The organism is Streptomyces sp. NPDC031554 (assembly GCF_055580685.1).
In genome coordinates this window covers 145,292-168,598 of sequence record NZ_JBVIKX010000006.1, presented here as the reverse complement: position 1 = coordinate 168,598, position 23,307 = coordinate 145,292, and the positions used below count along the sequence as shown (strand labels likewise).

The window sequence follows — 23,307 nt, the reverse complement described above, 5'->3', positions numbered from 1 at the left end:
AAAACGCGTTTGTGCAGCGTGCTGCGCTGCGTCCCGCCGAGCACCCGCCCGGGCCACCGCCGGGACGTCCCCGGGCCACCCCCGCGACACCCGTCCTAGACTCGACACCGTGCCCGACCTCCCTGCTCTCGCCCGCTTCGGCGACCGCGTCGCCACCGGTCTCCTCGACGTCACGGAAGACCCTCAGGCCCTGGACTCCACCGGTTTCTGGGCCGTGTCCGCCGATTTCGAGGGCCGTCTGGTCTGCGCCCGTTTCGCCGACGTACGGGTCGAGCCGGTGCCCGCTCCGGTGCCGGGCGGGTGGCGGGGCCCCGCCACCGGCGACTGGACGTCGTCCCTGGACCGGGCCGCCTACACGGCCGGCGTGCGCCGGATCCGTGACCGCATCGCGGCCGGCGAGGTCTACCAGGCCAACCTGTGCCGGATCCTGTCGGCGCCGCTGCCCCGCGGCGCCGACCCGGACGCGCTGACGGCCCTGCTCGCCCGCGGCAACCCGGCGCCCCACGCCGGAACGATTCGGCTGCCGGAACACGGCGTCGAGATCGCCACCGCGTCCCCGGAACTGTTCCTGCGGCGCGACGGGCGGGTCGTGGAGTCCGGGCCGATCAAGGGGACCGGACGCACCGAGGCGGACCTCCTCGAGAAGGACTACGCCGAGAACGTGATGATCGTGGACCTGGTCCGCAACGACATCGGCCGGGTCTGCGCCGCCGGCAGCGTGACCGTGCCCGACCTGTGCGCCGTGGAGAAGCACCCGGGCCTGGTCCACCTGGTGTCCACGGTCCGCGGCGAACTGCGCGAGGACGCCGGCTGGTCCGAGCTGCTCGCCGCGGCGTTCCCGCCGGGCTCCGTCACCGGCGCCCCCAAGTCCAGCGCCCTGCGGATCATCGACGAGCTGGAGACCGCGCCGCGCGGCCCGTACTGCGGCGGCATCGGCTGGGTCGACGCCGACCGGGGCACCGGCGAGCTGGCCGTGGGCATACGCACCTTCTGGATCGACCGCGGGGCCGGCGCCCTGCGCTTCGGCACCGGGGCCGGCATCACCTGGGGCTCCGACCCCGAGGCGGAGTGGCGGGAGACCGAGCTGAAGGCGTCCCGACTGCTCGCGGTAGCGTCGGGGGCGTACGAGGTGAGTGGAGAGGGACTGACGTGAAGATCTGGCTCGACGGCGGGCTGCAGGACGCCGAGTCCGCCCGTGTCTCCGTCTTCGACCACGGCCTGACCGTGGGCGACGGCGTCTTCGAGACCGTGAAGGCGGTGGACGGCGAGGCGTTCGCGCTCACCCGGCACCTCGACCGGCTGACCCGCTCCGCGCGCGGTCTCGGCCTGCCCGATCTCGACCTCGACGAGGTCCGCCGCGCCTGCGCCGCCGTCCTGGCCGCGAACCCGATGCCGCTCGGCCGGCTGCGCATCACCTTCACCGGAGGTCACGGGCCCCTCGGCTCCGACCGCGGCGAGCACGGCCCGACCCTCGTCGTCGCCCTCGGCGGGACCGCCCGCCGCCCCGACTCCACGGCCGTGATCACGGTGCCCTGGACCCGCAACGAGCGCGGCGCCCTCACCGGCCTGAAGACGACGTCGTACGCCGAGAACGTCGTCGCCCTGGAGCGTGCCCACCGACACGGCGCCACCGAGGCGCTGTTCGGCAACACGGTCGGCCGGCTCTGCGAGGGCACCGGGTCGAACGTCTTCGTCGTCCTGGACGGCGAGATCCACACCCCGCCACTGGCCTCCGGCTGCCTCGCGGGCATCACCCGCGAGCTGACCGTCGAGTGGACCGGGGCGAAGGAGACCGACCTGCCGCTGGACGTGCTGGAGCGCGCCGAGGAGGTCTTCCTCACCTCCACCCTGCGGGACGTCCAGGCCGTGCACCGCGTCGACGGCCGCGAACTGCCGGGCGTCGCGGGGCCCGTGACCGCCAAGGCGATGCGAGTCTTCGACGAACGGGCGGCCGACGACCTGGATCCCTGAGTTCCGGCCGCCGTCCTCCCCGTGCTCCCCGTCCGCCCCGTTTATTCGGCTGACCCGGGGCGTTGCAGCGGGTAGAACACCCGTGATGACCACGACTCTGCGGCCGACCGAGCCGCTCCAGCGCAGCGCCGACGGGGCGCTGTCCCGCCGCTTCCAGGTGTGCGTGAACAGCCGCCCCGTGGGCGCGGTGCACCTCTCGACCCACCCCGACTTCGGTCCGGCGGTCGCCCGCATCGACGACCTGCGCGTCGAGGAGGCCGACCGCGGCCGTGGCCGGGGCGCGGTCGCCGCGCTCGCCGCCGAGGAGGTGGCGCGCGGCTGGGGGTGCCGCAGGATCGAGATCCGGGTGCCCGCCGACGCCGGGGCCGCCCTGCGACTGGCGCACGCGCTCGGGTACGTCCACCGCAACCGTGGGATGGAGAAGCCGCTCGGCGCGGTCCCGCCCCGGCTGCCCGACGGGAGCCGGGCCAGGCCCATGACCGAGGCCGAGTTCGGGCCCTGGCTCCGGCGGGGCGTCGTGGAGTACGCCCGGGAGTGGATCGACCGCGGTGTCCCCGAGGAGGAGGCCTGGGCCAAGTCCCGGCGGGACAACCGGCTGCCGCGGGGCGTGGCCACGGAGGACATGCTGTTCGTCGTCCTGGAGCACGAGGGCGGCCGGGTCGGCACGCTGTGGTTGTCCTTCGCCGGCGAGAAGGCCTTCGTGTTCGACGTCGAGACCGACGAGCCCTTCCGCGGCCGGGGCCACGGCCGCACCCTGATGCTGCTGGCCGAGGCCCGGTCGGTCGCCGCCGGCAAGACCGTCATCGGCCTCAACGTCTTCGAGGGGAACACGCCCGCCGAGCGCCTCTACGCATCGCTCGGCTACGTCCCGGTGGGGTACTCCCTCTACAAACAGTTGCTCTGAGCCGTCTCAGCCCTGCTCGGCCAGCAGCCGGTCCGCGATCTCCCCGATCCGCTCGCGCAGCCCCTCCTGGCTCTTGCCGCCGTCGAGACGCTCGCCGCCGATGACGTACGTCGGAGTGCCGGTGACGCCGATCGCCTTGCCCTCGGCCTGATCGGCGTCGACGATCAGGATGTGCCGCCCGTCGACGAGCGCCGTGTCGAACTCCTCGGCGTCCAGGCCCAGTTCCCGCGCCACCTCGACCAGGAGGGGTTCTCCCGCGCGCTCCAGTTCCTCGGCCCGCGCCAGCACCGCCTCGACGTACGGCCAGCCCCGCCCCTGCTCCGCGGCCTCCTCGGCGGCCTGGGCCGCGGCGAAGGCGTGCCGGTGCTTCTCCAGCGGGAAGTGCCGCAGCCGCGGCTCCAGCCGGTCGCCGTAGCGCTCGCGCAGGGCGCGCAGATCGGCCAGGGCGGTACGGCAGTCCGGGCACTGGAGTTCGCACCAGACGTCGAGGACGACGGCGGGACGGGCGGATTCGGGCGCCGGGGCGTCCGCGGGGGAGGAGTCGCTCATGCCCCCAGTCTTCCAGCCCGCGCCCCGGCGCCCGCACCCGGACGGCCCGCACCGCCGCGCCGTACGGCGCCCACCGGCACCTGGGGAGGAGCCGACCCGGAGATGTCCCTGATGTCCGGCTGAGGCATGGCCCGGCGGCCACTCGCAGGTGCAGGATGGAGGGGCGAAGCACCGCCCCGCGGTGGTGCGGAGCCGTGGAGTCACCGCCCGGGTGCCGTGTGTCTGGAGGACCGGATGATTGCCGAGACCGTGTGTTCCGCCGTCGCCGCGGCCGGCCTGGGCATCGCGGCCGTCACGGCGTACCGCAGACGTTTCCTGGCGGCGGCCCGGACGGCGGCCTACGCGCTGGTGCCCCTCGGCCTGGTGATGACGGGGGTCGTCGAGTGGGCCGCCGACACCGCCTTCAGCCCGACGGCCTGGGCCGGCTTCGGCGTCCTCGGCGCCGCCTGGGCGCTGTTCGCGACCACCCGCGCGGTCGAGCGCCGCAGAGGTGGCGGCACCCGCAAGGAGCGCAGGGAGGCGGCGCGCTCCGCACGGACCGGCGCCGTGGCGCCGACCGCGTCGGCACCCTCGCTGGGGCAGGGCGCCCGGCCCGCGTCCCGCCCCGCCGCCGCGCCCCGCGCGACCCCCTCGGACGACTTCAGCGACATCGAGGCCATCCTCAAGAAGCACGGCATATGAAGCGGTGCCGGAGACCGGCGACGGCCCGGCACCCCTGCGTCACCGCAGCTGACGGCGTCTCGCGCGCCAGGACCGCCCCACGGCGGAAACGACACGGTCGGGCTCCCCGCGCGCGGAAATGATCACGGGTGGAAAGCGACATCACGGAATTCAGTGAACAACCGCTCAATCCGGGCATGCCGATCGCGTGCGGTACGCCGCCTGCGTCATCATCGCCCGCGAGATGCTGGACACGACACAGAGTGATGCCGCGCCCTCTCAGGACGAGCCGCGCGGATGTCTCTTCGCCCTTTCCCAGCCACCGCTGATGATCTTCCTGGCGGTGATCGGGTGTCTGCTGCTCATGGCCTCGCTGCATGACCTGCTGCTGCTCTGAGCCGTACCCGCGGTCCCCGGCGTCACCCGTCGGGGCCGCGTCGGCGTCGAGGGCCCGGGCCTCAGCCCGCCGCCTCCTTGCGGCGTGCCCGGTAGGCGGCCACGTGCAGGCGGTTGCCGCAGGTGCGGCTGTCGCAGTAGCGGCGCGACCGGTTGCGGGAGAGGTCGACGAAGGCGCGCCGGCAGTCCGGGGCCTCGCAGCGTCGCAGGCGCTCCTGTTCCCCGGCCACCACGAAGAAGGCCAGGGCCATCCCGCAGTCCGCCGCGAGGTGGTCCGCGATCGAGGCGCCGGGGGCGAAGTAGTGGACGTGCCAGTCGTAGCCGTCGTGGTCGGTGAGCCGGGGGGTGGTGCCCGCGGCGGCGATCAGCTCGTTGATGAGCGCGGCGGCGGTGCGGGGCTCCGGCGCCGCGAAGATCCGGGCGAACCGTCCCCGGACCTTGCGCACCGCGGACAGGTCGAACTCGGAGAGCACACCGACATCGCTGATCTCGTGCTTTCGCACGAAATCCCCGAGGGTGGCGACATCCGGCAGCCCGTCCGGGGCGGTGTCGTCCTCCGGTGCGGTGTTCACCAGATCCACCACGGCGTCGAGCGCACACCGGGTGTCGTGGGTGATCAGCACGTTTCGCTCCCTGGCCTGGGGGGTCGGGCGGGCGCCCGCCGATGCTGGCCGATGGTAGCCGTACCGGGCCGTGGGGCCACCGGTCGGTGGAGGCCGGAATCGTCGCGCCGTCGTCCGCCGTCGTCCGCCGGCGGCGGCCGCGGGACGGGGCGCGCACGCCGAAGCCGCCCCACGGAGAACCGTGGCGCGGCGTCGGTGCGTGCCCTATGCGGTTGTTGTCCGAGCCCGAGCCGTCTCCCCGAGTGGACGGCGCCGGGCGCCTCGGTGGGAGCCCTCTCCCTAGCTTTCCGCCAGGATGTGCGAGAGCTCCTGATCGAGGTCGAAGTGACGGTGCTCCGTGCCCGGGGGCACGGCCGCGTCCGTCCGCTTCAGGAAGGATTCCAGGGCCCGCGCCGGGGCCTCGAGCAGTGCTTCCCCCTCCGGGGAGCTCAGGGCGATGCAGACCACCCCCTGACCGTGACTGCGCGACGGCCAGACTCGGACGTCGCCGGTGCCCGTGGGCCGGTGCAGGCCCTCCGCGAGGAGGTCGCGGGCGAACACCCACTCGACGGTTTCCTCGGCTCCGGTGTGGAAGGTGGCGTGCACGGCGTAGGGGTCGGCCGTGTCGTACCGCAGGCCTGCGGGGACAGGCAGGGAGGACTCGCTCGACACAACGAGGCGCAGGTGCAGCTCGCAGCTGACCGTGGTGTTCATAAGCGCCAGGGCCTTTCGCTCAGTGTGCGCTCGGGGATTCGCACGTCGGCGAAATCGACATGCCACCTACGGTGCCGTTGTAAACCCCTCTGCGTGGTTTGCGTGCGTTTACGTAACTCTTCCGGCCGAGGGTGGTGATCGCGGAGTACCACCATTACGGTGACTCGAATCTCTCGGGTAGGGTTTGGTCGTATGAATACGGGGAGTGACGCTCTGGGCGAGGTGGCCATGGCGACGGACGACTCGAGGTCGGACGGGGCGACGGAGCAGCAGGAACAGGCCCTCGGTTCCCGGGCCCCGGAGTTCGTCAAGGCCCGCCGGGTCCTGCATCTGAGCTGGCAGGTCGGGATCTTCGTCGTCGGCCTCGCGGTCGTGGTCGCCGGCATCATCATGCTGCCGCTGCCCGGGCCCGGCTGGGTCGTGATCTTCGGCGGCATGGCGATCTGGGCGACCGAGTTCGTCTGGGCCCAGCTGGTGCTGCGCTGGACCAAGCGCAAGGTCACCGAGGCGGCGCAGCGCGCGCTCGACCCGAAGGTCAGGCGCCGCAACATCGTCCTGACCTCGATCGGACTCGTGATCATCGCGGCCGTCGTCGGCTTCTACGTGTGGAAGTTCGGGCTCGTGATGCCCTGGAAGATCAAGGACCAGTGAACCGTCATCGGGCCGCGGGGGAGGCCCGGCCGTGGTCACGGGAACCCGCTGACATGGGGTAATGTACTTCCTGCGCCCGGGCGATTAGCTCAGTGGAAGAGCGCTTCGTTCACACCGAAGAGGTCACTGGTTCGAACCCAGTATCGCCCACCCGGCACGGCGGCCCGTCTGCGACAGAGCAGGCGGGCCGCCGTCGTGCGTGCGGGCCCTCCCGGGCCGCCGCGCCGCCCGTGAGGACGCCGTCCGCGTCGGAGGGTGCGCACGGAGCGTGAAGACGCCGTCCCGCGTCGGGGCGTGCGCACGGGGTGCGAGGGCCCCGCCCCGCGGGGGCGCGCGCGAGGTGCGAAGACCCGCGCTCCCGCCTCACGGGCGCACCTGGGCGGGGCGTGGAGGCCCCGGCCCTTCGTCGCGGGCGCACGTCGGGCGGTGCGGTCACCGACGGCTCCCCGCCCCGCCCCCGCCCCTGCTCCCACCGACCCTCCCGCCCGCCGCACCAGGCGCGTTTCCGTCGCCCCCGGTGACCGCGCGAACCGCCGATCACCGTCCGGGCGGCCGAACGCGCGCCCCCGACCTGCGCGTCCGCCCCGTCGAGGGCGAGGCGCCGGCTCCCCGGTGCGGCGGCGCCCCGTGGTCGCCGATCGAGAAATTCCTGTCCGAATCATTGACGCTCTCCCGACCCCCTCGTACCTTGTGCCAGCAAGCGCTTTCTTGAAACGATTCATGCAAGCGGCAACGACGCTGCGGGGAGGCCGGCTGTGGGAACCAGCAGGAATGTGGAGAGGCGAACGATCCTGAAGGCTGCGGGGGCCACGGCGGCGACGCTCGGCCTGGCCGCGACCACGGGCTGCGGAGGGAGCGGGGACGCGTCCTCCGACGGGACGGTGACGCTCCGTTACGCGTGGTGGGGTGGCGAACCGCGCACCATTGCGATCAAGAAGACGATCGCACTCTTCGAGAAGAAGTTCCCGAAGATCAAGATCAAGCCTGAATTCACCGACTACGAGGCGTTCTGGGAGAAGTTCCAGACCCAGGCCTCCGGCGGGAATCCGCCGGACGTTTTCCAGAACGCGGTCGGCTTCCTGCGTAAGTACGACAAGCGTGGTGTTCTGCTGGACCTCAAGTCGCAGGCGGACGCCGGGAGTCTGAGCCTGGAGAACTTCCGCAACGGCGTTCTGGCGAACGGCCAGGTCGACGGCAAGCAGATCGCCGTCCCCGTCGGCGCCAACACCATGTCGCTCGTCATCGACCTCAAGGCCTTCGAGAAGGCGGGCGTCGAGGCGAAGTTCGGCTGGACCTGGGACGAGTACTTCGACGCGCTGCAGACGATCCAGGACAAGCTGAAGATCGCCGGCGACACCGGTTACTTCAGCATCATGTACCTCTACGACCTGTACCTGCGCCAGAACGGCAAGGCCTTCTTCACCGACTCCGACCTCGGATTCACCGAGGACGACCTGACGCAGTGGTGGGAGGACGGCTACAAGCGGGTGAAGTCCGGGCTCGTCGCCGACCCGAAGAAGGTCGAGCAGGCCAAGCCCAAGTCCGCGCTCTCCGCGGGGCTCGCCGCGTCCGAGTTCACCTGGGACAACTTCTCCATCCGCTACGAGGGCGAGGGCGAGTCGGACTACGGGCTCGCGCCGATCCCCACCGTGGACGGCAAGAACACCGGCCAGTACCTCGGTTCGCTGATGCTCAGCGCCTTCTCCGGGACCAAGCACCCCAAGGAGGCCGCGCAGTTCATCGACTTCATGGTGCACGACCCCGAGGTCGGCAAGATCATGGGCTACGACCGCGGCATCCTCGCCACGACCGAGCAGTACGAGGCGTTCACGCCCGCCGACGACAACAACAAGGGCGTCAAGACGTACGAGGAGGAGGTGGCCGCGGCCGGCGTGCTCGGGAAGATCACCCCGCACCCGTCCGGCGCCGACGTCATCGAGGCGGCGTTCCTGCGGCTGGGCGGTGAGGTGGCCCAGGGCAAGTCCAAGCCGTCCGCCGCCGCCAAGGCGCTGTTCAGCGAGGCCAAGGCCGCGTTCGCGGGCTGAGGGGACGTACCGTCATGACGCTCGTCAAGGAAGCGCCCGTGCGCCCGGCGGGGAAGCGGTCCGCCGCTCCCGTCGCCGGGCGGCGCGGGCGGCGCCGCGAGAACCTCGCCGGCTACCTCTTCATGTCGCCGTGGATCGCGGGTTTCCTGCTGCTCACGGCGGGGCCGATGGTCGCGTCGCTCTACTACGCGTTCACCAGCTACAACCTGTTCACGCCGCCCCGGTGGGTGGGGCTGGACAACTTCACGACGATGTTCCAGGACCCGCGCTGGCAGAAGTCGGTGGAGGTCACGCTGAAGTACGTCGTCGTGGCCACCCCGCTGAAACTGCTGCTCGCGCTCGGCGTCGCGCTGCTGCTCGCGCAGAAGCGGCGCGGCCAGGGCCTGTACCGGGCAGCGTTCTACATGCCCTCGCTCATCGGCGCCAGCGTCTCCGTGGGGTTCGTGTGGCGGGCGCTGTTCTCGGACGACGCGGTCGTGGACCGTACGCAGAAGGTCTTCGGGCTGGACGTGGGGGGCTGGATCGGCAACCCGGACTACGTCCTCTACGCCCTGGTGGCCCTGAGCATCTGGCAGTTCGGCGCGCCCATGGTCATCTTCCTGGCCGGCCTCAAGCAGGTCCCGCGGGAGCTGTACGAGGCCGCCGAGGTCGACGGGGCCGGCCCCTTCCGAAGGTTCTGGAACATCACGCTCCCGATGATCTCCCCGGTGCTGTTCTTCAACGTGCTGCTGGAGTCCATCCACGCGTTCCAGGTGTTCGGCTCCGCCTACGTCGTCTCCGACACCCGGTGCGGGCCCGCCGACGCCACGCTCGTCTACACCTGCTACCTCTACCAGAAGGGCTTCAAGGAGGCCCAGATGGGCTTCGCCTCCGCGATGGCCTGGACGCTGGTGGTCGCGGTGGCGCTCGTCACGGCGGTGCTGTTCTGGTCGCAGAAGAAGTGGGTGCACTACGAGGAGGCCGCCAAGTGACCACTGCCACCAGCCCCGCCGCGCGTACCGCGGACGAGCGGCGGCGCACCGGATCGATCGCCTGGCACGTGGGCGCGCTCGCGCTCCTCGCGGTCGTCCTGTATCCCGTGATCTGGGTGGTCGGAGCCTCGTTCAAGCCCAGCAAGGACATCATCGCCAGCCTCGACCTGCTGCCCGCCGAGCCGGTCTGGGCGAACTTCTCCGGACTCGCCGACGGCATCTCCGGCATCTCCATCAGCAGCTTCTTCGTCAACTCGCTGATGTACGCGGTGCTCGCCGTGGCCGGTGTCGTGGTGTCCAGCTCGCTGACCGCGTACGCCTTCACCAAGATCCGGTTCGCCGGGCGGAACCTGCTGTTCACGCTGATGATCGGCACGCTGCTGCTGCCGTACCACGTCCTGCTCATCCCGCAGTACGTGATGTTCCGCAACCTGGAGCTCGTCGACACGCTGGTGCCGCTCGTCGCGGGCAAGTTCCTGGCCACCGAGGCGTTCTTCGTCTTCCTGATGGTGCAGTTCATGCGCGGGCTGCCGCGCGAACTGGACGAGGCCGCCAGGCTCGACGGCTGCGGCCACCTGAGGACCTACTGGTCCATCGTGCTGCCGTTGTGCCGGCCCGCCCTCATCACCAGCGCCATCTTCACCTTCATCAACGCGTGGAACGACTTCATGGGGCCGTTGATCTACCTCAACACCCCCGAGAAGTACACCGTCTCGCTCGGCCTGATGATGTTCCGCGACCAGGAGGGCATCTCCAACTACGGCAGCATGATCGCGATGTCGCTGGTGGCGCTGGTGCCGGTCATCGCCTTCTTCATGGCCTTCCAGCGCTACCTCATCGACGGCATGGCGACGTCCGGACTGAAGGGCTGAGGCGGTCACCATGGCGCAATCACGCGTGAAGGAGCGCGCCCCGCGCAAGGAGCGCCCGCCCAGGGAGTCGGTGTTCGGCGAGCGCTTCGCGGTGTTCGCCGAGTGCCTGCTCACCGGCGTGTGGATCGCCGTGGCCTGTCTCGGGGTCCTCACCTACCCCGCCGCCTTCGCCGCCGGCGCCCGGCATCTGCGACGGCGTACGCGCCACGAGGGCGGCGGGCGGCGGGAGTTCGTCGCGGACTTCCGGGCGGCCCTGCGCCGCGGGTGGGCCGTCGGGCTCGCCGGGTGGGCGGCGGGCGCCGCGGTCTGGGGGGACGTCCGGGCCGCGCGCGCCGGACTGCCCGGCGGACCGTTCGTCGGGGCCGTCGGTCTGTTCGCGCTGATCGGGCTGGCCGTGGCCCTGCTGCGGGCGGCGGCCGTCTGGACGCCGGGGGACTCCTGGCGGGCCCTGCTCGCGGGTGCCGGACGCCGGACGGTGCTCGACCCCGCGGGGTCCTTCCTGATCGTCGGCGGGCTGGGCGTCGTGGCGCTGTCCGCCCTGTTCGTCGCGCCGCTGGCAGTCCCCGTCCTCGGGGTCGTCGCGGCGGCGGCCGTCGCCGTCGAGGAGCGTCGCCGGCACCGCTGACGGGCGGTGCCCCCTTCCGGTCCGGCGCCCCGGGCGACGGGCCCCAATCTGTCATGCCCCTGACCAGCCCCTGCATCCCGCACGGAAGGAAAGGCAGCATCCCATGTCTCCCATCCCCCGCAGATCCCTCCTCAAGGCGGCGGCCGTCGCCGGAGCCGCCGCACAGTTCTCCTGGGCACTAGGGACGAAGAACGCCGAGGCCGCCCCCGCGACGGCCCCCGCGGACGCCGATCCGGTCACCCTGGACTGGCTGGAGGACGGCGGCCTCGGCGCCGCCCCCGGCTCCACGCTCGGCGTGCCCTGGCCGATGGGCGTCCACCGGGAGGACCAGACCTTCGCGCTGACGGACGCCGACGGCAAGGCCGTCCCCGTGCAGTCCTGGCCGATCGCCTACTGGCCGGACGGATCGCTCAAGTGGACCGCTCACGCGGTCAGTTCGGGCAACGGCAAGCTCACCCTGGCCGCCGGGGCGCCGGCCGTCCCCGCCGGCAAGGTCACCGTCGACAAGCGCGGCGGCACCATCGACGTGTCGACCGGTGTCATCACCGCGAAGATCGGCAAGTCCGGCGCCACCCTCGTCAAGTCGGTCACCCGCGGCTCCACCGAGATCGCCAGGAACGGCCGCCTGGTGCTGATCCGGCAGCCCGAGATCGAGGACGGGGACCAGGGCGCCGTCAGGACCGAGCGCTTCGACGGGGCCGTCGACGCCGTCACCGTCGAGCAGGACGGCCCGGTCCGCGCCGTCGTCCGCGTCGACGGCAGACACCGCAAGGGCAACCGCAGCTGGCTGCCCTTCTCCGTCCGCCTCTACTTCTACGCGGGCGCCGACTCCTTCCGCATGGTGCACACCATCACCTACGACGGCACGCAGGAACCCGGCAAGGCCGGTGGCGACTTCATCCGCGGCCTCGGCGTCCGCTTCACCGTGCCGATGCACGACGCGGCCTACGACCGGCACATCCGCATCGGCGGCGAGGGCACCGGCCTGCTGCGCGAGGCCGTCAAGGGCATCACCGGCCTGCGCCGCGACCCGGGCGCGGCCGTGCAGGCGGCCCAGTACGCGGGGGAGAAGCTCCCCGACCCGGCCACCTGGGACCAGCGGGTCACCACCCGGCTCCCGTACATCCCCGAATGGGGCGACTACACCCTGTCCCAGCTCTCCGCCGACGGCTTCACCGTGCGCAAGCGCACGAAGAAGGGCCACGGCTGGATCGGCGCGGGCGGCGGCAGGCGCGCCTCCGGCTTCGGATACGTCGGCGGGGCGAGCGGCGGACTCTCCTTCGGGCTGCGGGACTTCTGGGAGAAGTTCCCCGCCCAGCTCGACATCCGCCACGCCCAGACCGAGGAGGCCGAGGTCACCCTCTGGCTCTGGTCGCCCGAGGCGCAGCCCATGGACCTGCGCTTCTACCACGACGGCATGGAGCAGAACACCTTCGCCGAACAGCTCGAGGGCCTCAACATCACCTACGAGGACTACGAGCCCGGCTTCGGCACCCCCTACGGCATCGCCCGCACCTCCGAACTCCTCTTCTGGGCCAACGAGTCGACGCCGACCCCCGCACAGCTCGCCGAACAGGTCGAGGCCGTCCGGGTGCTGCCCCAGCTCGCCGCTCCGCCCAAGCAGTTCATCAAGGCCCAGGTCTTCGGCCCGGGCCTCTACTCCGAACCCGACCGCTCCACCCCGGCCAAGGCGAAGATCGAGGACCACCTCGACTTCCTCTTCACCTACTACAAGGACCAGGTGGAGCAGCGCCGCTGGTACGGCTTCTGGGACTACGGCGACATCATGCACACCTACGACACCGTGCGGCACCAGTGGCGCTACGACATCGGCGGCTACGCCTGGGACAACTCCGAACTGTCGCCGGACCTCTGGCTCTGGTTCGCGTACCTGCGCAGCGGCCGGTCGGACATCTTCCGCTTCGCCGAGGCGATGACCCGGCACACCGGCGAGGTGGACGTCTACCACCTCGGCCAGTGGGCCGGCCTCGGCACCCGGCACGGCGTCCAGCACTACGCCGACAGCGCCAAACAGCAGCGCATCGCCAACACGACGTACCGCCGCTACTACTACTTCCTCACCGCGGACGAGCGGGTCGGCGACCTCATGCACGCCAACGTCGACTCCGACGAGACGTTCCTCGTCCTGGACCCGATCCGCAAGATCCGCACCGAGCCGTACACCCCCGACCGGCACGCCCTGTCGATCGGCTTCGGCACGGACTGGAGCGGCCTGGTGTCGGCCTGGCTCACGGAGTGGGAGCGCAAGGGCCCCAAGTGGGAGAAGGCCCGGGCGCGCGTGCTGTCGACGATGGAGACGATCGCCGCCCAGCCCAACGGGTTCGTCCAGGGCACCGGCCTCTACGACCTGGACACGGGGAAGTTCGCCGTCGCCGAGCAGCCCGCCGTCGGCGTCTCGCACCTCTCGGCCGTCTTCGGCCTGAACGAACTGTGCGCCGAGCTGATCCACCTCGTGGACATGCCGAAGTTCGACGAGGCCTACTTCGACTACTGCCGCTACTTCAACGCCACCAAGACCGAGCAGGCGGCCCGCTACGGCTCCAATTTCGGCACCCTGCTGCTGTTCCAGGGCCACTCCCGCCTCGACGCGTACGCCGCCGTGCGGACCGGGGACGACAAACTCGCCGAGCGGGCCTGGGAGAAGTTCTACAACTCCGACGGCTACAAGGAGTCCGCGCCCTGGAGGACGGAGGCGCTGAGCGGGCCCACCGCCCTGGTCCCGGGCAGCGAGGCCGCCTGGGTGTCCACCAACGACACCGCGCTCTACGGCCTCGCCGCCATCGAGAACCTGGCCCTCCTCGGCGACAGGATGCCGTCGTAGGGGACCGGTCCCCGCGCCCTAGTCCATCCTGCCCAGCACCTCCCGCACCTGCCGGACGTCCCGCAGCCGCCGCTCGTACGTCGCGCCCACGGCGAGCAGCAGGACTCCGGCGAGTGCGGGGGCCACCCAGCGGGGCAGCGCGTCGGCCACCTGCACCAGGTAGGGGGCCAGTTCGTGGAGGGCGTCCAGCACCAGCACCGAGCCGCCGAGGAGCAGCGGGGCCCGCAGCCGATGCCGGGCGCCGAGCAGCGTGACCAGCAGGGCGGCCGCGCCCAGCAGCAGCGGGCGAGGCCACTGCGGGTCGCTCCACACCGCGGCGAGGCTCGGCACCAGGGTCGCCGCCAGACCGGGACCGTACGCCGTCCAGGACCCGGTCAGCGGGTCGCGGTGCCGGCGCCAGGCCCCGACCAGCAACGCCGGAACGGTCACGGGAAGGGTGTAGGCCTCCGGGGCGGTGACGTCCCGGGCGGCCAGCCCGACCCAGGCGGCCAGCAGGAACAGGGCGGCGGCCGGACAGGCGGCACGGCGGCGGTCGGGCCGGGCCGCCGTGCCCGCGGCGATCACGCCGCAGGCCGCCAGCACGGTCGCCAGCACCGGCGCGTCGGTCACCGCCAGACCCAGGGCGAGCAGTGCGGCGGCGGTTCCCGCCACCTCGACCGGCACGGTCGCCGGTGACGCGCCGAGCAGGGCGGCGACCAGGGCCGCGGCCGCGGGGACGCAGAGGACGAGCAGTGCCGTGTGGGACGGCTGCCAGCCCGCCGCGGCACCGGTCGCGACGGCCAGCGCGGTGGCGTACCCGAGGGCGGCCGGCGCCGCGACCGGGGTGAGGCGGGGCCACCGGGACGCCGCCGCGCACGACACGGTCAGCGCCGACAGGACGGTCAGGGTCGCCGACTGCGTCGCCAGGGAGAGGAACGCCAGGTGGAGCGAGCCGGCCGCCGCCGTCCACGGCGTCGGGAGGAAGGCCGCCGCCGCCGTCACGGCGCCCAGCACCACCAGGGTCGCGGGGTGGGGGAGCGCGAGCACCGCCGGGAGGGCCGCGCAGGCCGCCCAGGCCAGGACCAGCGCCCCGGCCCGCGCCCGCGGCCGCCGGGCCTCGTGCCGCACGGCCAGGAACAGCACACCGGCGACGGCCACCAGGACGAGCAGAGCCTGCCCCGCGTACGGCGGCCACGGCATGTGCACGGTGACCGCGGCGCGGGCGTCCGACGGCTCGCCCCGCCAGGGGCGCTCCGCCAGGCCGAGCGGTCCCAGCAGCGTGACGACCACCAGCGGCACCGCCCACAGCAGCGCGAGGGCCTGCACGGCGGCGGAGGCCCGGACCAGCCCCTGCCGCACCGGTCCGGGAAGCCGGTCCGCGCGCACCGCCGCCGACAGCGCGACACCGAGCACCAGATGGACCGGGACCGTCCAGCCGGCCGGCAGGAACGCCCGCGGCGGCCCGCCGGCGGCCGCCACCAGCAGCAGGCCTCCGGCGACCGCCGTGCCCGTCGCGACGCCCGGCTCCGGCAGCCGTGCGGCCGCCACCAGTGCGATCACCGCCGCGAAGGCGAGGAGCGTCGCCGCACGAGCGGTGTCCCCCGCGCCGACGGCCGTCCACGACAGCCGGCCCGCCGCCAGAACGCCCCAGCCGCCCAGGCCGTACGCGCCGACGGCGGCGGCCACCCGGACGGCACCGACGGCAGTGGCGGCAGTGGCGGCGCCGGCCGGCGGCACCAGCGCCAGGACCGTGTCGAGACCGGCCGTCACCAGCAGCGCCGTCGCGACCGCGTACGGGTCCGCGCCCGCCGCGACCGCCCAGAGGGTCAGGGGGAACTGGGCCGCCACCAGCGCGGCCGGCAGCGGCAGCCGCAGGGCGCCCAGGCCGCGGCCGTACGCCGTCCAGAGCCCGGCGAGCACCGCCGCGGCGGCCGCCGCGTAGCCCGTGCCGTCGGTGCCGGGAAGGGCCGTCTCGTGCAGGGCGTAGGCGTCCAGCACCGTCAGGGCCAGGCCGAGACCGGCCACCGACTCGGCCGTCGAGCGCAGCCCGCGCCGCAGCAACGGCAGCGGGGCGGCGAGCACCGCCAGCGTGACCGTGCCGAGCACCAGGGCCCGTCCGGCGATCCCGAGGTGCCCCCAGCTGACGAGGGTGAACGCGATCGCCGCGACGGTGAGCAGGACGCCGCCGAGCAGCAGGAGCACGTTCTGGACCCGCGGGGCGCTCGCCTCGGGGCGGGGTGCGGCCGGTGGCAGGGGCGGCGCGGCCGGACCCGCCGACCGCAGCAGGGCGACCAGCCAGGCGCGGCGCGCGAGCAACTGGGTCCGGCGGACGTCCAGTTGCCACAGCTCTGCGTCGAGGAGCCGCAGCTCCTCGGCCGGGGGCGGAAAGTGCGTCATGGAACGGAGTGTGGTCGGCGTCACGCCGTGCGGCATGAGCGTGGCTACTCAGGGCGTACTCAGATCGAGGGCGCCCCGGTCGCCCAGGTCGTCCCCGGCCCGTGGGCGGGCACACTCGGCGCATGGACCGCAACCACTACCGTTTCCTCAGCCGGTGGCCGCTGCCCGCCCCGCCCGCCGCCGTCCACGCGGCGCTGGAGCGGGTCGAGGACTATCCCCGCTGGTGGCCGCAGGTCCGCGAGGTGACCCGGCTCGACGCCACCACCGGCCTCGTCACCGTCCGCGCGTTCCTGCCGTACGACCTGACCTTCACCGCGCGCGAGGTGCGGCGGGACCCGGTGGCCGGTGTGCTGGAGATCGCGATGACCGGGGACCTCGAGGGACGGGCGCGCTGGACGGTCACCGCGCACGGCACCGGCAGCCTGGCCCGGTACGAGCAGGTCGTCGACGTCACCAAGCCGCTGCTCAGGAGGTTCGCCGTGCCCGGGCGCCCGCTGTTCCGCGCCAACCACCGGCTGATGATGAGGGCCGGGCGGTGCGGCCTGCTCCGGTATCTCGAAGCGGTTTGAACGAACCCCGAGGGGACCTGTATTGTTCAGTCCGTTCCCGGGCGATTAGCTCAGTGGGAGAGCGCTTCGTTCACACCGAAGAGGTCACTGGTTCGAACCCAGTATCGCCCACCGGGAAAGGCCGGTCCGCATCGTGCGGACCGGCCTTCTGCGTGTCCCCGCGGGCCGGCCGGACACCTCCCGTCACGCCGCCGTCGGCAGCGCCGGACGCAGCGGCCAGGAGGTGTCGACCGTCTCGGGGGTGCCGCTGCGCGCGAACCACGCCTGCAGCCCGCGGGCCTGCGCCGCGTGCCAGGACGTCTGCAACGCGTGCAGCTCGGCGGGGGACAGCCGCTCCAGCCGGGCGGCGAAACGCCGGCCCAGCGCCCGCACGACCTCCAGGGCGGCCAGTGCGTCCGCGGCCGCGTCGTGCGCCTCGTCCAGCGTCACGTCGTAGTGCCCGCACAGGTCGGTGAGCGTGCGGCGGCCCTTGCGGTAGCGGTCCAGATGCTTGTCCAGGACCCGCGGGTCCAGCACCCGCAGCGGCGCCGGCTCCAGCCAGTGCCCCAGCGTGGACGCGCGGTGCCGGCGCAGTTCGCGGTCGAGCAGCGTCAGGTCGAACGGCGCGTTCATCACCACCAGCGGCCTTCCCGCCGAGGCCTGTTCACCGAGCAGTTCGGCTATCTCGTACATCACCGGCGCCGGCCAGCGGCCGTTGCGCTGGAGGTGCTCGTCCGTCAGACCGTGCACCGCCGTCGCCCCTTCGGGCACCGGCACGCCCGGGTTCACCAGCCACCGGCTCACCCGGGGCCGGTGACCCGGCGCGTCCTGCACGACGAGCGCGGCCGACACGATCCGGTCGGTCTCGACGTCGACGCCCGTCGTCTCCGTGTCGAAGGCCGCCAGCGGGCCCTCGTACCAGCTCGTCACATCCACCAACCCCTCACTCACCCACGGCAGCTGATGTCCCGTTCCCTGCCCGTCTGGTGATACCCGGGCTGTTTGCGCCGTACGCCGCCAGGAGACAACAGGAGTACGGGTCCTGCCAGTTCAGGGGCCCGCTGCGAAGTTCTGCCGGTCCCCGGCGCGGGGATCCTCATTGCTCGGAAGGCTGTTGGGTCATGGTGACAGCGCAGCCCGAACGGGGCGGGCTGCTGCCCGAACTCACGGGCCCCCCTCGCGGATCACTCGCCGTCACGGCGTGCATGGAGACACTCCAGGTGGGTTATCTCCACGCGGTCGCCGCGGCCGCGGGCTGTTCGCTCTCCCAGCCGTTCCCGGACAACGGCATCGACTGGCACGTCAGCCACAGCGCCCCCGGTCACACCGTCGACGACGAGGTGACCGTCAAGGTGCAGCTGAAGGCCACGTACCAGCTCGCGCCCGACCCGCCGGGACGCTCCTTCTCCTTCACGCTGGACAACGACCATCTGCGCAAGCTCGCCCGCACCCCGGTGTCGGTGCACAAGATCCTCGTCGTGATGATCGTCCCGCGGTCGCGGGACCAGTGGCTGCGGGCCGGACACGACCGGCTCGACCTGCGGCACTGCTGCTACTGGGTCAACCTGGCGGGGCATCCGGTCACCGGCCGGTTCCGGACCACCGTGCGGATCCCGACCGCGCGGATCTTCGACGACCGGGCGCTGTGCGAGATCATGACGCGGGTCGGGACGGGAGGCAGACCATGACGCACCGCCCGCTGGAGGAGCCCCTGAGGCCGGTCCGGCCACACCCCGTCGACTCCTCCTGGAACCGGCCCCCCGAGGCCGCGGAGGTCGACCCCGCCGTCCTGCGCGCCCTGCTCCGCCGGCACGGCTGGCAGCGCCGCGGCGGCGCCGCCGGCCGCTACGGCCGCTGGACCCCGCCCGGACCGGGCGGCGCCGCCACCAGCCTGCTCGTCCCGGAGACCCGCGCCTTCCCCGACAGCGACGACCTGCTCGGCGAGGCCCTGCTGGCGCTGGAGCGCAGCCAGACGCCCGCCGCCCGCGAGGTGCTCCTCGCCCTGGCCGTGCCGAGCGACGAGATCCGCTGGTGGCGGGAGACCCCGTCCGGACCCGCCGAGGCGGCCGGAACCACCTCCTGGGCGGTCGAGGAACGGCTGCGCGCCGCCGCCCGGCAGATGCTGCTCGCCGGCGCGCTCGCCACCCGCGCGCGGACCGGCTACCACGGCGCCCGGCACCGGCGGTCGGCCGGCGCCCTGCTGGAGAGCGTCCTCGTCGGCACCGCCGCCGACGGCCGCCGGCTCACCGCCTTCGCCCCCGTCGGCACGGCCCGCCCCCTGGCCGTACGCCTCCACCAGGCGCTCCACGCGGTCCGCGAGGCCATCGACTACCGGCGCGCCACCGGCGGCATGGACGCCTTCGACGGCGCCGTGGAGGCCGGGGTCAGCCGCGAGCTGACCGAGGCGATCGTCGACCTGGTGCGCGGCACCGAGGGGGCCCGGATCGCCGTCGAGTGGGCGCCCGCCGCCGGGGTCCCCGAGGACTGCGCGGCCGGTGCCGGCCCCGTGGAGTTCTCCCCCGGAGACCTCACCGCCCTGCGCGAGGCGGGCGCCCGCTACCTGCGCGCGGAACCCTCCGTGCCCGTGCGGATCACCGGCACCGTGGTCCGGCTGCGCAGGTCGGGGCCGCGCGGCGAGGGCGGCGTACGGCTGCGGGTGCTCGCCGGGGCCGAGGTCCCGCACGTCCGGCTCGTCCTCGACGAGGAGGACTACCGCATCGCCGGCCAGGCCCACCTGGTCGGACTGCCGGTGCGGGTGCAGGGCCGGCTGGAGAGCCGGGGCGGGTTCCGCAGGCTGAGCGGCGCCCACGGGGTGGTCCCGGTGCAGGTCGACGACGCCGAACGGGACCGGCTGATGAAATCCCTCCAGGAGAACCTGGACTTCTTCGAGGAGGCCTGCGGAGGGGAATGATTTCGCGGAGGGCGGTCCGGGGTCGGTACGATCGCCTCTTGCGTGGCGATGGATTCCGGGCCGCGCTTCCGCCTTCAGTCAGGAGAGACCGGTGTCAGACGTCCGTGTGATCATCCAACGCGATTCCGAGCGGGAAGAGCGCACGGTGACGACGGGCACCACGGCCGCCGACCTCTTCGCCGGTGAGCGCTCGATCGTCGCCGCGCGCGTGGACGGCGAACTGAAGGACCTCGCCCACGAGCTGCGCGACGGCGTGACCGTCGAGGGCGTCGAGATCTCCTCCGCGGACGGTCTCGACATCCTGCGCCACTCCACCGCGCACGTCATGGCGCAGGCCGTGCAGGAACTGTTCCCCGAGGCCAAGCTCGGCATCGGCCCGCCGGTCAAGGACGGCTTCTACTACGACTTCGACGTCGAGAAGCCGTTCACGCCCGAGGACCTCAAGGCCGTCGAGAAGAAGATGCAGGAGATCCAGAAGCGCGGGCAGCGCTTCTCGCGCCGGGTGGTGACCGACGAGGCCGCCCGCGAGGAGCTGGCGGACGAGCCGTACAAGCTGGAGCTGATCGGCCTCAAGGGTTCCGCCTCCCACGACGACGGCGCGGACGTCGAGGTGGGCGCCGGCGAGCTGACGATCTACGACAACCTGGACGCCAAGACCGGCGAGCTGTGCTGGAAGGACCTCTGCCGCGGTCCCCACCTGCCCACCACCCGCCTCATCCCGGCGTTCAAGCTGATGCGCAACGCGGCCGCCTACTGGCGCGGCAGCGAGAAGAACCCCATGCTCCAGCGCATCTACGGCACCGCCTGGCCGTCCAAGGACGAGCTGAAGGCGCACCTCGACTTCCTCGCCGAGGCGGAGAAGCGCGACCACCGCAAGCTGGGCAGCGAGCTGGACCTGTTCTCCATCCCCGAGCAGATCGGCTCCGGCCTCGCCGTCTTCCACCCCAAGGGCGGGATCATCCGCCGGGTCATGGAGGACTACTCGCGCCGCCGCCACGAGGAGGAGGGCTACGAGTTCGTCTACACCCCGCACGCGACGAAGGGGAAGCTCTTCGAGACCTCGGGCCACCTGGACTGGTACGCCGACGGCATGTACCCGCCCATGCAGCTCGACGAGGGCGTGGACTACTACCTCAAGCCCATGAACTGCCCGATGCACAACCTGATCTTCGACGCGCGCGGCCGCTCCTACCGTGAACTGCCTCTGCGCCTCTTCGAGTTCGGGACCGTGTACCGGTACGAGAAGTCCGGTGTCGTGCACGGTCTGACCCGTGCCCGCGGCTTCACCCAGGACGACGCCCACATCTACTGCACGCGCGAGCAGATGTCGGAGGAGCTCGACAAGACGCTCACCTTCGTCCTCGGCCTGCTGCGCGACTACGGCCTGACCGACTTCTACCTGGAGCTGTCCACCAAGGACCCCGAGAAGTTCGTCGGCTCCGACGAGGTCTGGGAGGAGGCGACCGAGACGCTGCGCCAGGTCGCCGAGAAGCAGGGCCTCCCGCTCGTCCCCGACCCGGGCGGCGCCGCCTTCTACGGCCCGAAGATCTCGGTGCAGACCAAGGACGCGATCGGCCGCACCTGGCAGATGTCGACCATCCAGCTCGACTTCAACCTGCCGGAGCGCTTCGACCTCGAGTACACCGGCCCGGACGGCTCCAAGCAGCGCCCGGTCATGATCCACCGCGCGCTGTTCGGCTCCATCGAGCGGTTCTTCGCGGTGCTCCTGGAGCACTACGCGGGTGCCTTCCCGGCCTGGCTGGCCCCGGTGCAGGCGATCGGCATCCCGATCGGCGACGCGCACGTGGAGTACCTGGAGAAGTTCGCCGCGGCCGCGAAGAAGAAGGGGCTGCGGGTCGAGGTCGACTCCTCCTCCGACCGCATGCAGAAGAAGATCCGCAACGCCCAGAAGCAGAAGGTGCCCTTCATGGTCATCGCGGGCGACGAGGACATGTCGAACGGCTCGGTGTCCTTCCGCTACCGCGACGGCTCCCAGGAGAACGGCATCCCGCTCGACGAGGCCGTCGCGAAGATCGCGAAGGTCGTCGAGGAGCGCACGCAGGTCTGACCCACCGGACGCGGGGCCCCGGGGAGTCCGCTCCCCGGGGCCCCGTCCCGTCCCGTCCCGTCCTCGCGGAAGCGGACCCGCGGGACCCCGTCGTCCGGCCGTCACGCTCCCGGCGGGCCCGCGGTCTCCTCCTCCCGCTCGTCCTCGCGCGCGAAGACCTGGATCAGCCAGGACGAGAAGGAGCCGGTGACCGCGCCCAGCAGGGCCAGGCCGCACGCCATCAGCCCGACCGCGATGAACCGGCCCATGGTGGTGACCGGTGTGACGTCGCCGTAGCCGACGGTGGACAGGGTCGAGCAGGCCCACCAGACCGAGTCGCCGAAGGTGTGCATCTCCGTGCCCGGCGCCCCGCGCTCCTCGGCGTACACGGCGAGCGAGCCCGCGAACCCGAGCAGCAGCGTCGACACCCCCGCGTAGAGCATCACGCGCGCGTGCAGCGACAGCCGCGGCGCCCCGCGCCGTCGCAGCACGGCCTCGTAGAGGCGCACGATCCGCAGCGGGCGCAGCAGCGGCAGCACCACCACCAGGGTGTCCAGCGCGTGCCGCCGCACGAAGCGCAGGCCCTGTCCGCTGAGCCGCCAGCGCACCGCGTAGTCGACCACGAACAGCGCCCACGACGCGAGCAGGACCGCCAGACTGCAGTCCCGCCAGGCGTCGGCGAGGCCGGGGGCGAGGACGAGGACGGCGTACCCGGCGAGATAGACCAGCGAGGCGAGCGAGAGGGGCAGCTCGGTGCGCCGTTCCCAGCGGGTCAGGCGGCTGTCTTCGGTCATCGGCCCAGCTTGGCCCGCGGCGCGTTCCGGCTCCCCCCGCCGACACGCCGCGAACGGGCGAAGCCATATGCTGCCTAGCATGACGAGTGAGCCGGAGCAGCAGATCGGAGTGGGGACGCAGGACGCGTTCCAGCGCCTGTGGACACCCCACCGGATGGCCTACATCCAGGGGGAGAACAAGCCCACGGGCCCCGGAGCCGACGACGGCTGTCCGTTCTGCGCGATCCCGGCGAAGTCCGACGAGGACGGCCTGGTGGTCCGGCGCGGCGAGCACGTGTACGCCGTCCTGAACCTGTACCCGTACAACGGCGGCCACCTGATGACCGTCCCCTACCGCCACGTCGCCGACTACACCGGCCTGACCGGGCCGGAGACCGCGGAGCTGGCCGAGCTGACCAAGCAGGCGATGACCGCGCTGCGCACCGCGTCCGGCGCGCAGGGGTTCAACATCGGCATGAACCAGGGATCGGTCGCGGGCGCCGGCATCGCCGCGCACCTGCACCAGCACATCGTGCCCCGCTGGGGCGGCGACACGAACTTCATGCCGGTGGTCGGCCACACGCGCGTGCTGCCGCAGCTGCTGGCCGACACCCGCAAGATGCTGGCGGAGGCGTGGCCGACCGCTTGACGGCGGCGGAGCGCACATCCAGCCGGTCCGGCGCTTGAGGACGAGGCGGTCCGGGCCGGCAGCGGGGGCGGGGGGGGGGGGGGCCCCCCGGCCCCCCCCCCCCGGCCCCCCCCCCCCCCCCCCCCCCCCCCCCCCCCCCCCCGGGGGGGGGGGGGGGGTGGGGGGGGGGGGGGGGGGGGGGGGCCCCGCGGGGGGGGGGGT

General features: G+C 72.7%; 22 protein-coding genes and 2 tRNA genes. 18 read left to right on the top strand and 6 right to left on the bottom strand.

Going from position 1 to position 23,307, the window contains the following annotated elements; genetic code table 11:
* Positions 1–109: 109 nt before the first annotated feature.
* The 3 genes from ACZ5FU_RS18070 to ACZ5FU_RS18060 all read left to right on the top strand — a co-directional run bounded on the left by ACZ5FU_RS18070 (position 110) and on the right by ACZ5FU_RS18060 (position 2,875).
* The gene (locus tag ACZ5FU_RS18070) at positions 110–1,153 is read left to right on the top strand and encodes a chorismate-binding protein (RefSeq protein WP_451531163.1); all 1,044 of its coding nucleotides are present in this window, start codon (positions 110–112) and stop codon (positions 1,151–1,153) included.
* Positions 1,150–1,971, top strand: a complete 822-nt coding sequence (locus ACZ5FU_RS18065) for an aminotransferase class IV (protein WP_469045533.1) — start codon at positions 1,150–1,152, stop codon at positions 1,969–1,971. The genes ACZ5FU_RS18070 and ACZ5FU_RS18065 overlap by 4 nt, the downstream gene beginning before the upstream one ends.
* Positions 1,972–2,056: 85 nt before the next feature.
* Positions 2,057–2,875, top strand: coding sequence for a GNAT family N-acetyltransferase (locus ACZ5FU_RS18060; RefSeq protein WP_451531161.1), 819 nt, complete (start codon positions 2,057–2,059; stop codon positions 2,873–2,875).
* 6 nt (positions 2,876–2,881) lie between these two features.
* Here ACZ5FU_RS18060 and ACZ5FU_RS18055 read toward each other — a convergent pair whose 3' ends face one another.
* The gene (locus ACZ5FU_RS18055) at positions 2,882–3,424 is read right to left on the bottom strand and encodes a DsbA family protein (RefSeq protein WP_469045532.1); all 543 of its coding nucleotides are present in this window, start codon (positions 3,422–3,424) and stop codon (positions 2,882–2,884) included.
* 234 nt (positions 3,425–3,658) lie between these two features.
* On the opposite strand from ACZ5FU_RS18055, the gene ACZ5FU_RS18050 reads away from it, so the two are divergent.
* Together ACZ5FU_RS18050 and ACZ5FU_RS18045 are read left to right on the top strand one after the other, a co-directional pair.
* Positions 3,659–4,105, top strand: a complete 447-nt coding sequence (locus ACZ5FU_RS18050) for a hypothetical protein (RefSeq protein WP_451531159.1) — start codon at positions 3,659–3,661, stop codon at positions 4,103–4,105.
* Positions 4,106–4,292: 187 nt separating this feature from the next.
* Complete coding sequence (locus ACZ5FU_RS18045) at positions 4,293–4,481, top strand: hypothetical protein (RefSeq protein ID WP_451531181.1); 189 nt, start codon at positions 4,293–4,295, stop codon at positions 4,479–4,481.
* A gap of 61 nt (positions 4,482–4,542) precedes the next feature.
* On the opposite strand, the gene ACZ5FU_RS18040 is transcribed toward ACZ5FU_RS18045, so the two are convergent.
* Both ACZ5FU_RS18040 and ACZ5FU_RS18035 read right to left on the bottom strand, forming a co-directional pair.
* Positions 4,543–5,103 carry a CGNR zinc finger domain-containing protein gene (locus tag ACZ5FU_RS18040; protein ID WP_451531158.1) on the bottom strand — a complete coding sequence of 187 codons (561 nt, stop codon included), beginning with the start codon at positions 5,101–5,103 and terminating at the stop codon, positions 4,543–4,545.
* 279 nt (positions 5,104–5,382) lie between these two features.
* Positions 5,383–5,796, bottom strand: coding sequence for an SsgA family sporulation/cell division regulator (locus ACZ5FU_RS18035; protein ID WP_004002642.1), 414 nt, complete (start codon positions 5,794–5,796; stop codon positions 5,383–5,385).
* A 192-nt stretch (positions 5,797–5,988) separates the two neighbouring features.
* On the opposite strand from ACZ5FU_RS18035, the gene ACZ5FU_RS18030 reads away from it, so the two are divergent.
* From ACZ5FU_RS18030 to ACZ5FU_RS18000, 7 genes are all read left to right on the top strand, one after another.
* Positions 5,989–6,447, top strand: coding sequence for a TIGR02611 family protein (locus ACZ5FU_RS18030; protein WP_469045531.1), 459 nt, complete (start codon positions 5,989–5,991; stop codon positions 6,445–6,447).
* Between the two features lie 78 nt (positions 6,448–6,525).
* Positions 6,526–6,597: transfer RNA gene (locus ACZ5FU_RS18025), tRNA-Val, on the top strand.
* Positions 6,598–7,202: 605 nt separating this feature from the next.
* Positions 7,203–8,492 (top strand): ABC transporter substrate-binding protein, encoded by a 1,290-nt coding sequence (locus ACZ5FU_RS18020; protein ID WP_451531312.1) that lies wholly within the window; start codon positions 7,203–7,205, stop codon positions 8,490–8,492.
* A gap of 14 nt (positions 8,493–8,506) precedes the next feature.
* Positions 8,507–9,463, top strand: a complete 957-nt coding sequence (locus ACZ5FU_RS18015) for a carbohydrate ABC transporter permease (RefSeq protein ID WP_451531311.1) — start codon at positions 8,507–8,509, stop codon at positions 9,461–9,463.
* A complete protein-coding gene (locus ACZ5FU_RS18010) occupies positions 9,460–10,335 on the top strand; it encodes a carbohydrate ABC transporter permease (RefSeq protein ID WP_451531310.1) in 876 nt (291 codons plus the stop codon). The genes ACZ5FU_RS18015 and ACZ5FU_RS18010 overlap by 4 nt, the downstream gene beginning before the upstream one ends.
* Before the next feature lie 10 nt (positions 10,336–10,345).
* The gene (locus tag ACZ5FU_RS18005; protein WP_468840123.1) at positions 10,346–10,960 is read left to right on the top strand and encodes a hypothetical protein; all 615 of its coding nucleotides are present in this window, start codon (positions 10,346–10,348) and stop codon (positions 10,958–10,960) included.
* A 103-nt stretch (positions 10,961–11,063) separates the two neighbouring features.
* Entirely contained in the window at positions 11,064–13,802 is a 2,739-nt protein-coding gene (locus ACZ5FU_RS18000) for an exo-rhamnogalacturonan lyase family protein (protein ID WP_468840126.1), read from the top strand.
* An 18-nt stretch (positions 13,803–13,820) separates the two neighbouring features.
* Here ACZ5FU_RS18000 and ACZ5FU_RS17995 read toward each other — a convergent pair whose 3' ends face one another.
* Positions 13,821–16,178, bottom strand: a complete 2,358-nt coding sequence (locus tag ACZ5FU_RS17995) for an SCO7613 C-terminal domain-containing membrane protein (RefSeq protein ID WP_469045530.1) — start codon at positions 16,176–16,178, stop codon at positions 13,821–13,823.
* A 122-nt stretch (positions 16,179–16,300) separates the two neighbouring features.
* Between ACZ5FU_RS17995 and ACZ5FU_RS17990 the strand changes: the two genes are divergently transcribed.
* Both ACZ5FU_RS17990 and ACZ5FU_RS17985 read left to right on the top strand, forming a co-directional pair.
* Positions 16,301–16,747: an SRPBCC family protein gene (locus ACZ5FU_RS17990; protein ID WP_468840132.1), complete on the top strand. Its 447-nt coding sequence runs from the start codon at positions 16,301–16,303 to the stop codon at positions 16,745–16,747.
* 39 nt (positions 16,748–16,786) lie between these two features.
* Positions 16,787–16,858 (top strand) — tRNA-Val (locus ACZ5FU_RS17985).
* A gap of 72 nt (positions 16,859–16,930) precedes the next feature.
* Here the strand turns inward: ACZ5FU_RS17985 and ACZ5FU_RS17980 are convergent.
* Positions 16,931–17,656, bottom strand: coding sequence for a 3'-5' exonuclease (locus tag ACZ5FU_RS17980; RefSeq protein ID WP_451531314.1), 726 nt, complete (start codon positions 17,654–17,656; stop codon positions 16,931–16,933).
* A gap of 191 nt (positions 17,657–17,847) precedes the next feature.
* On the opposite strand from ACZ5FU_RS17980, the gene ACZ5FU_RS17975 reads away from it, so the two are divergent.
* The 3 genes from ACZ5FU_RS17975 to thrS all read left to right on the top strand — a co-directional run bounded on the left by ACZ5FU_RS17975 (position 17,848) and on the right by thrS (position 21,705).
* Complete coding sequence (locus ACZ5FU_RS17975; RefSeq protein ID WP_451780819.1) at positions 17,848–18,414, top strand: DUF4365 domain-containing protein; 567 nt, start codon at positions 17,848–17,850, stop codon at positions 18,412–18,414.
* Positions 18,411–19,637, top strand: a complete 1,227-nt coding sequence (locus tag ACZ5FU_RS17970; protein WP_468840135.1) for a hypothetical protein — start codon at positions 18,411–18,413, stop codon at positions 19,635–19,637. Before ACZ5FU_RS17975 ends, ACZ5FU_RS17970 begins: the two co-directional genes overlap by 4 nt.
* A 91-nt stretch (positions 19,638–19,728) precedes the next feature.
* Positions 19,729–21,705 (top strand): threonine--tRNA ligase, encoded by a 1,977-nt coding sequence (gene thrS / locus ACZ5FU_RS17965; protein WP_451531303.1) that lies wholly within the window; start codon positions 19,729–19,731, stop codon positions 21,703–21,705.
* Positions 21,706–21,806: 101 nt separating this feature from the next.
* Here thrS and ACZ5FU_RS17960 read toward each other — a convergent pair whose 3' ends face one another.
* Positions 21,807–22,478, bottom strand: coding sequence for a potassium channel family protein (locus ACZ5FU_RS17960; protein WP_451531302.1), 672 nt, complete (start codon positions 22,476–22,478; stop codon positions 21,807–21,809).
* Positions 22,479–22,545: 67 nt separating this feature from the next.
* Between ACZ5FU_RS17960 and ACZ5FU_RS17955 the strand changes: the two genes are divergently transcribed.
* Positions 22,546–23,106 (top strand): HIT family protein, encoded by a 561-nt coding sequence (locus tag ACZ5FU_RS17955; protein WP_451531301.1) that lies wholly within the window; start codon positions 22,546–22,548, stop codon positions 23,104–23,106.
* Positions 23,107–23,307: the final 201 nt, after the last annotated feature.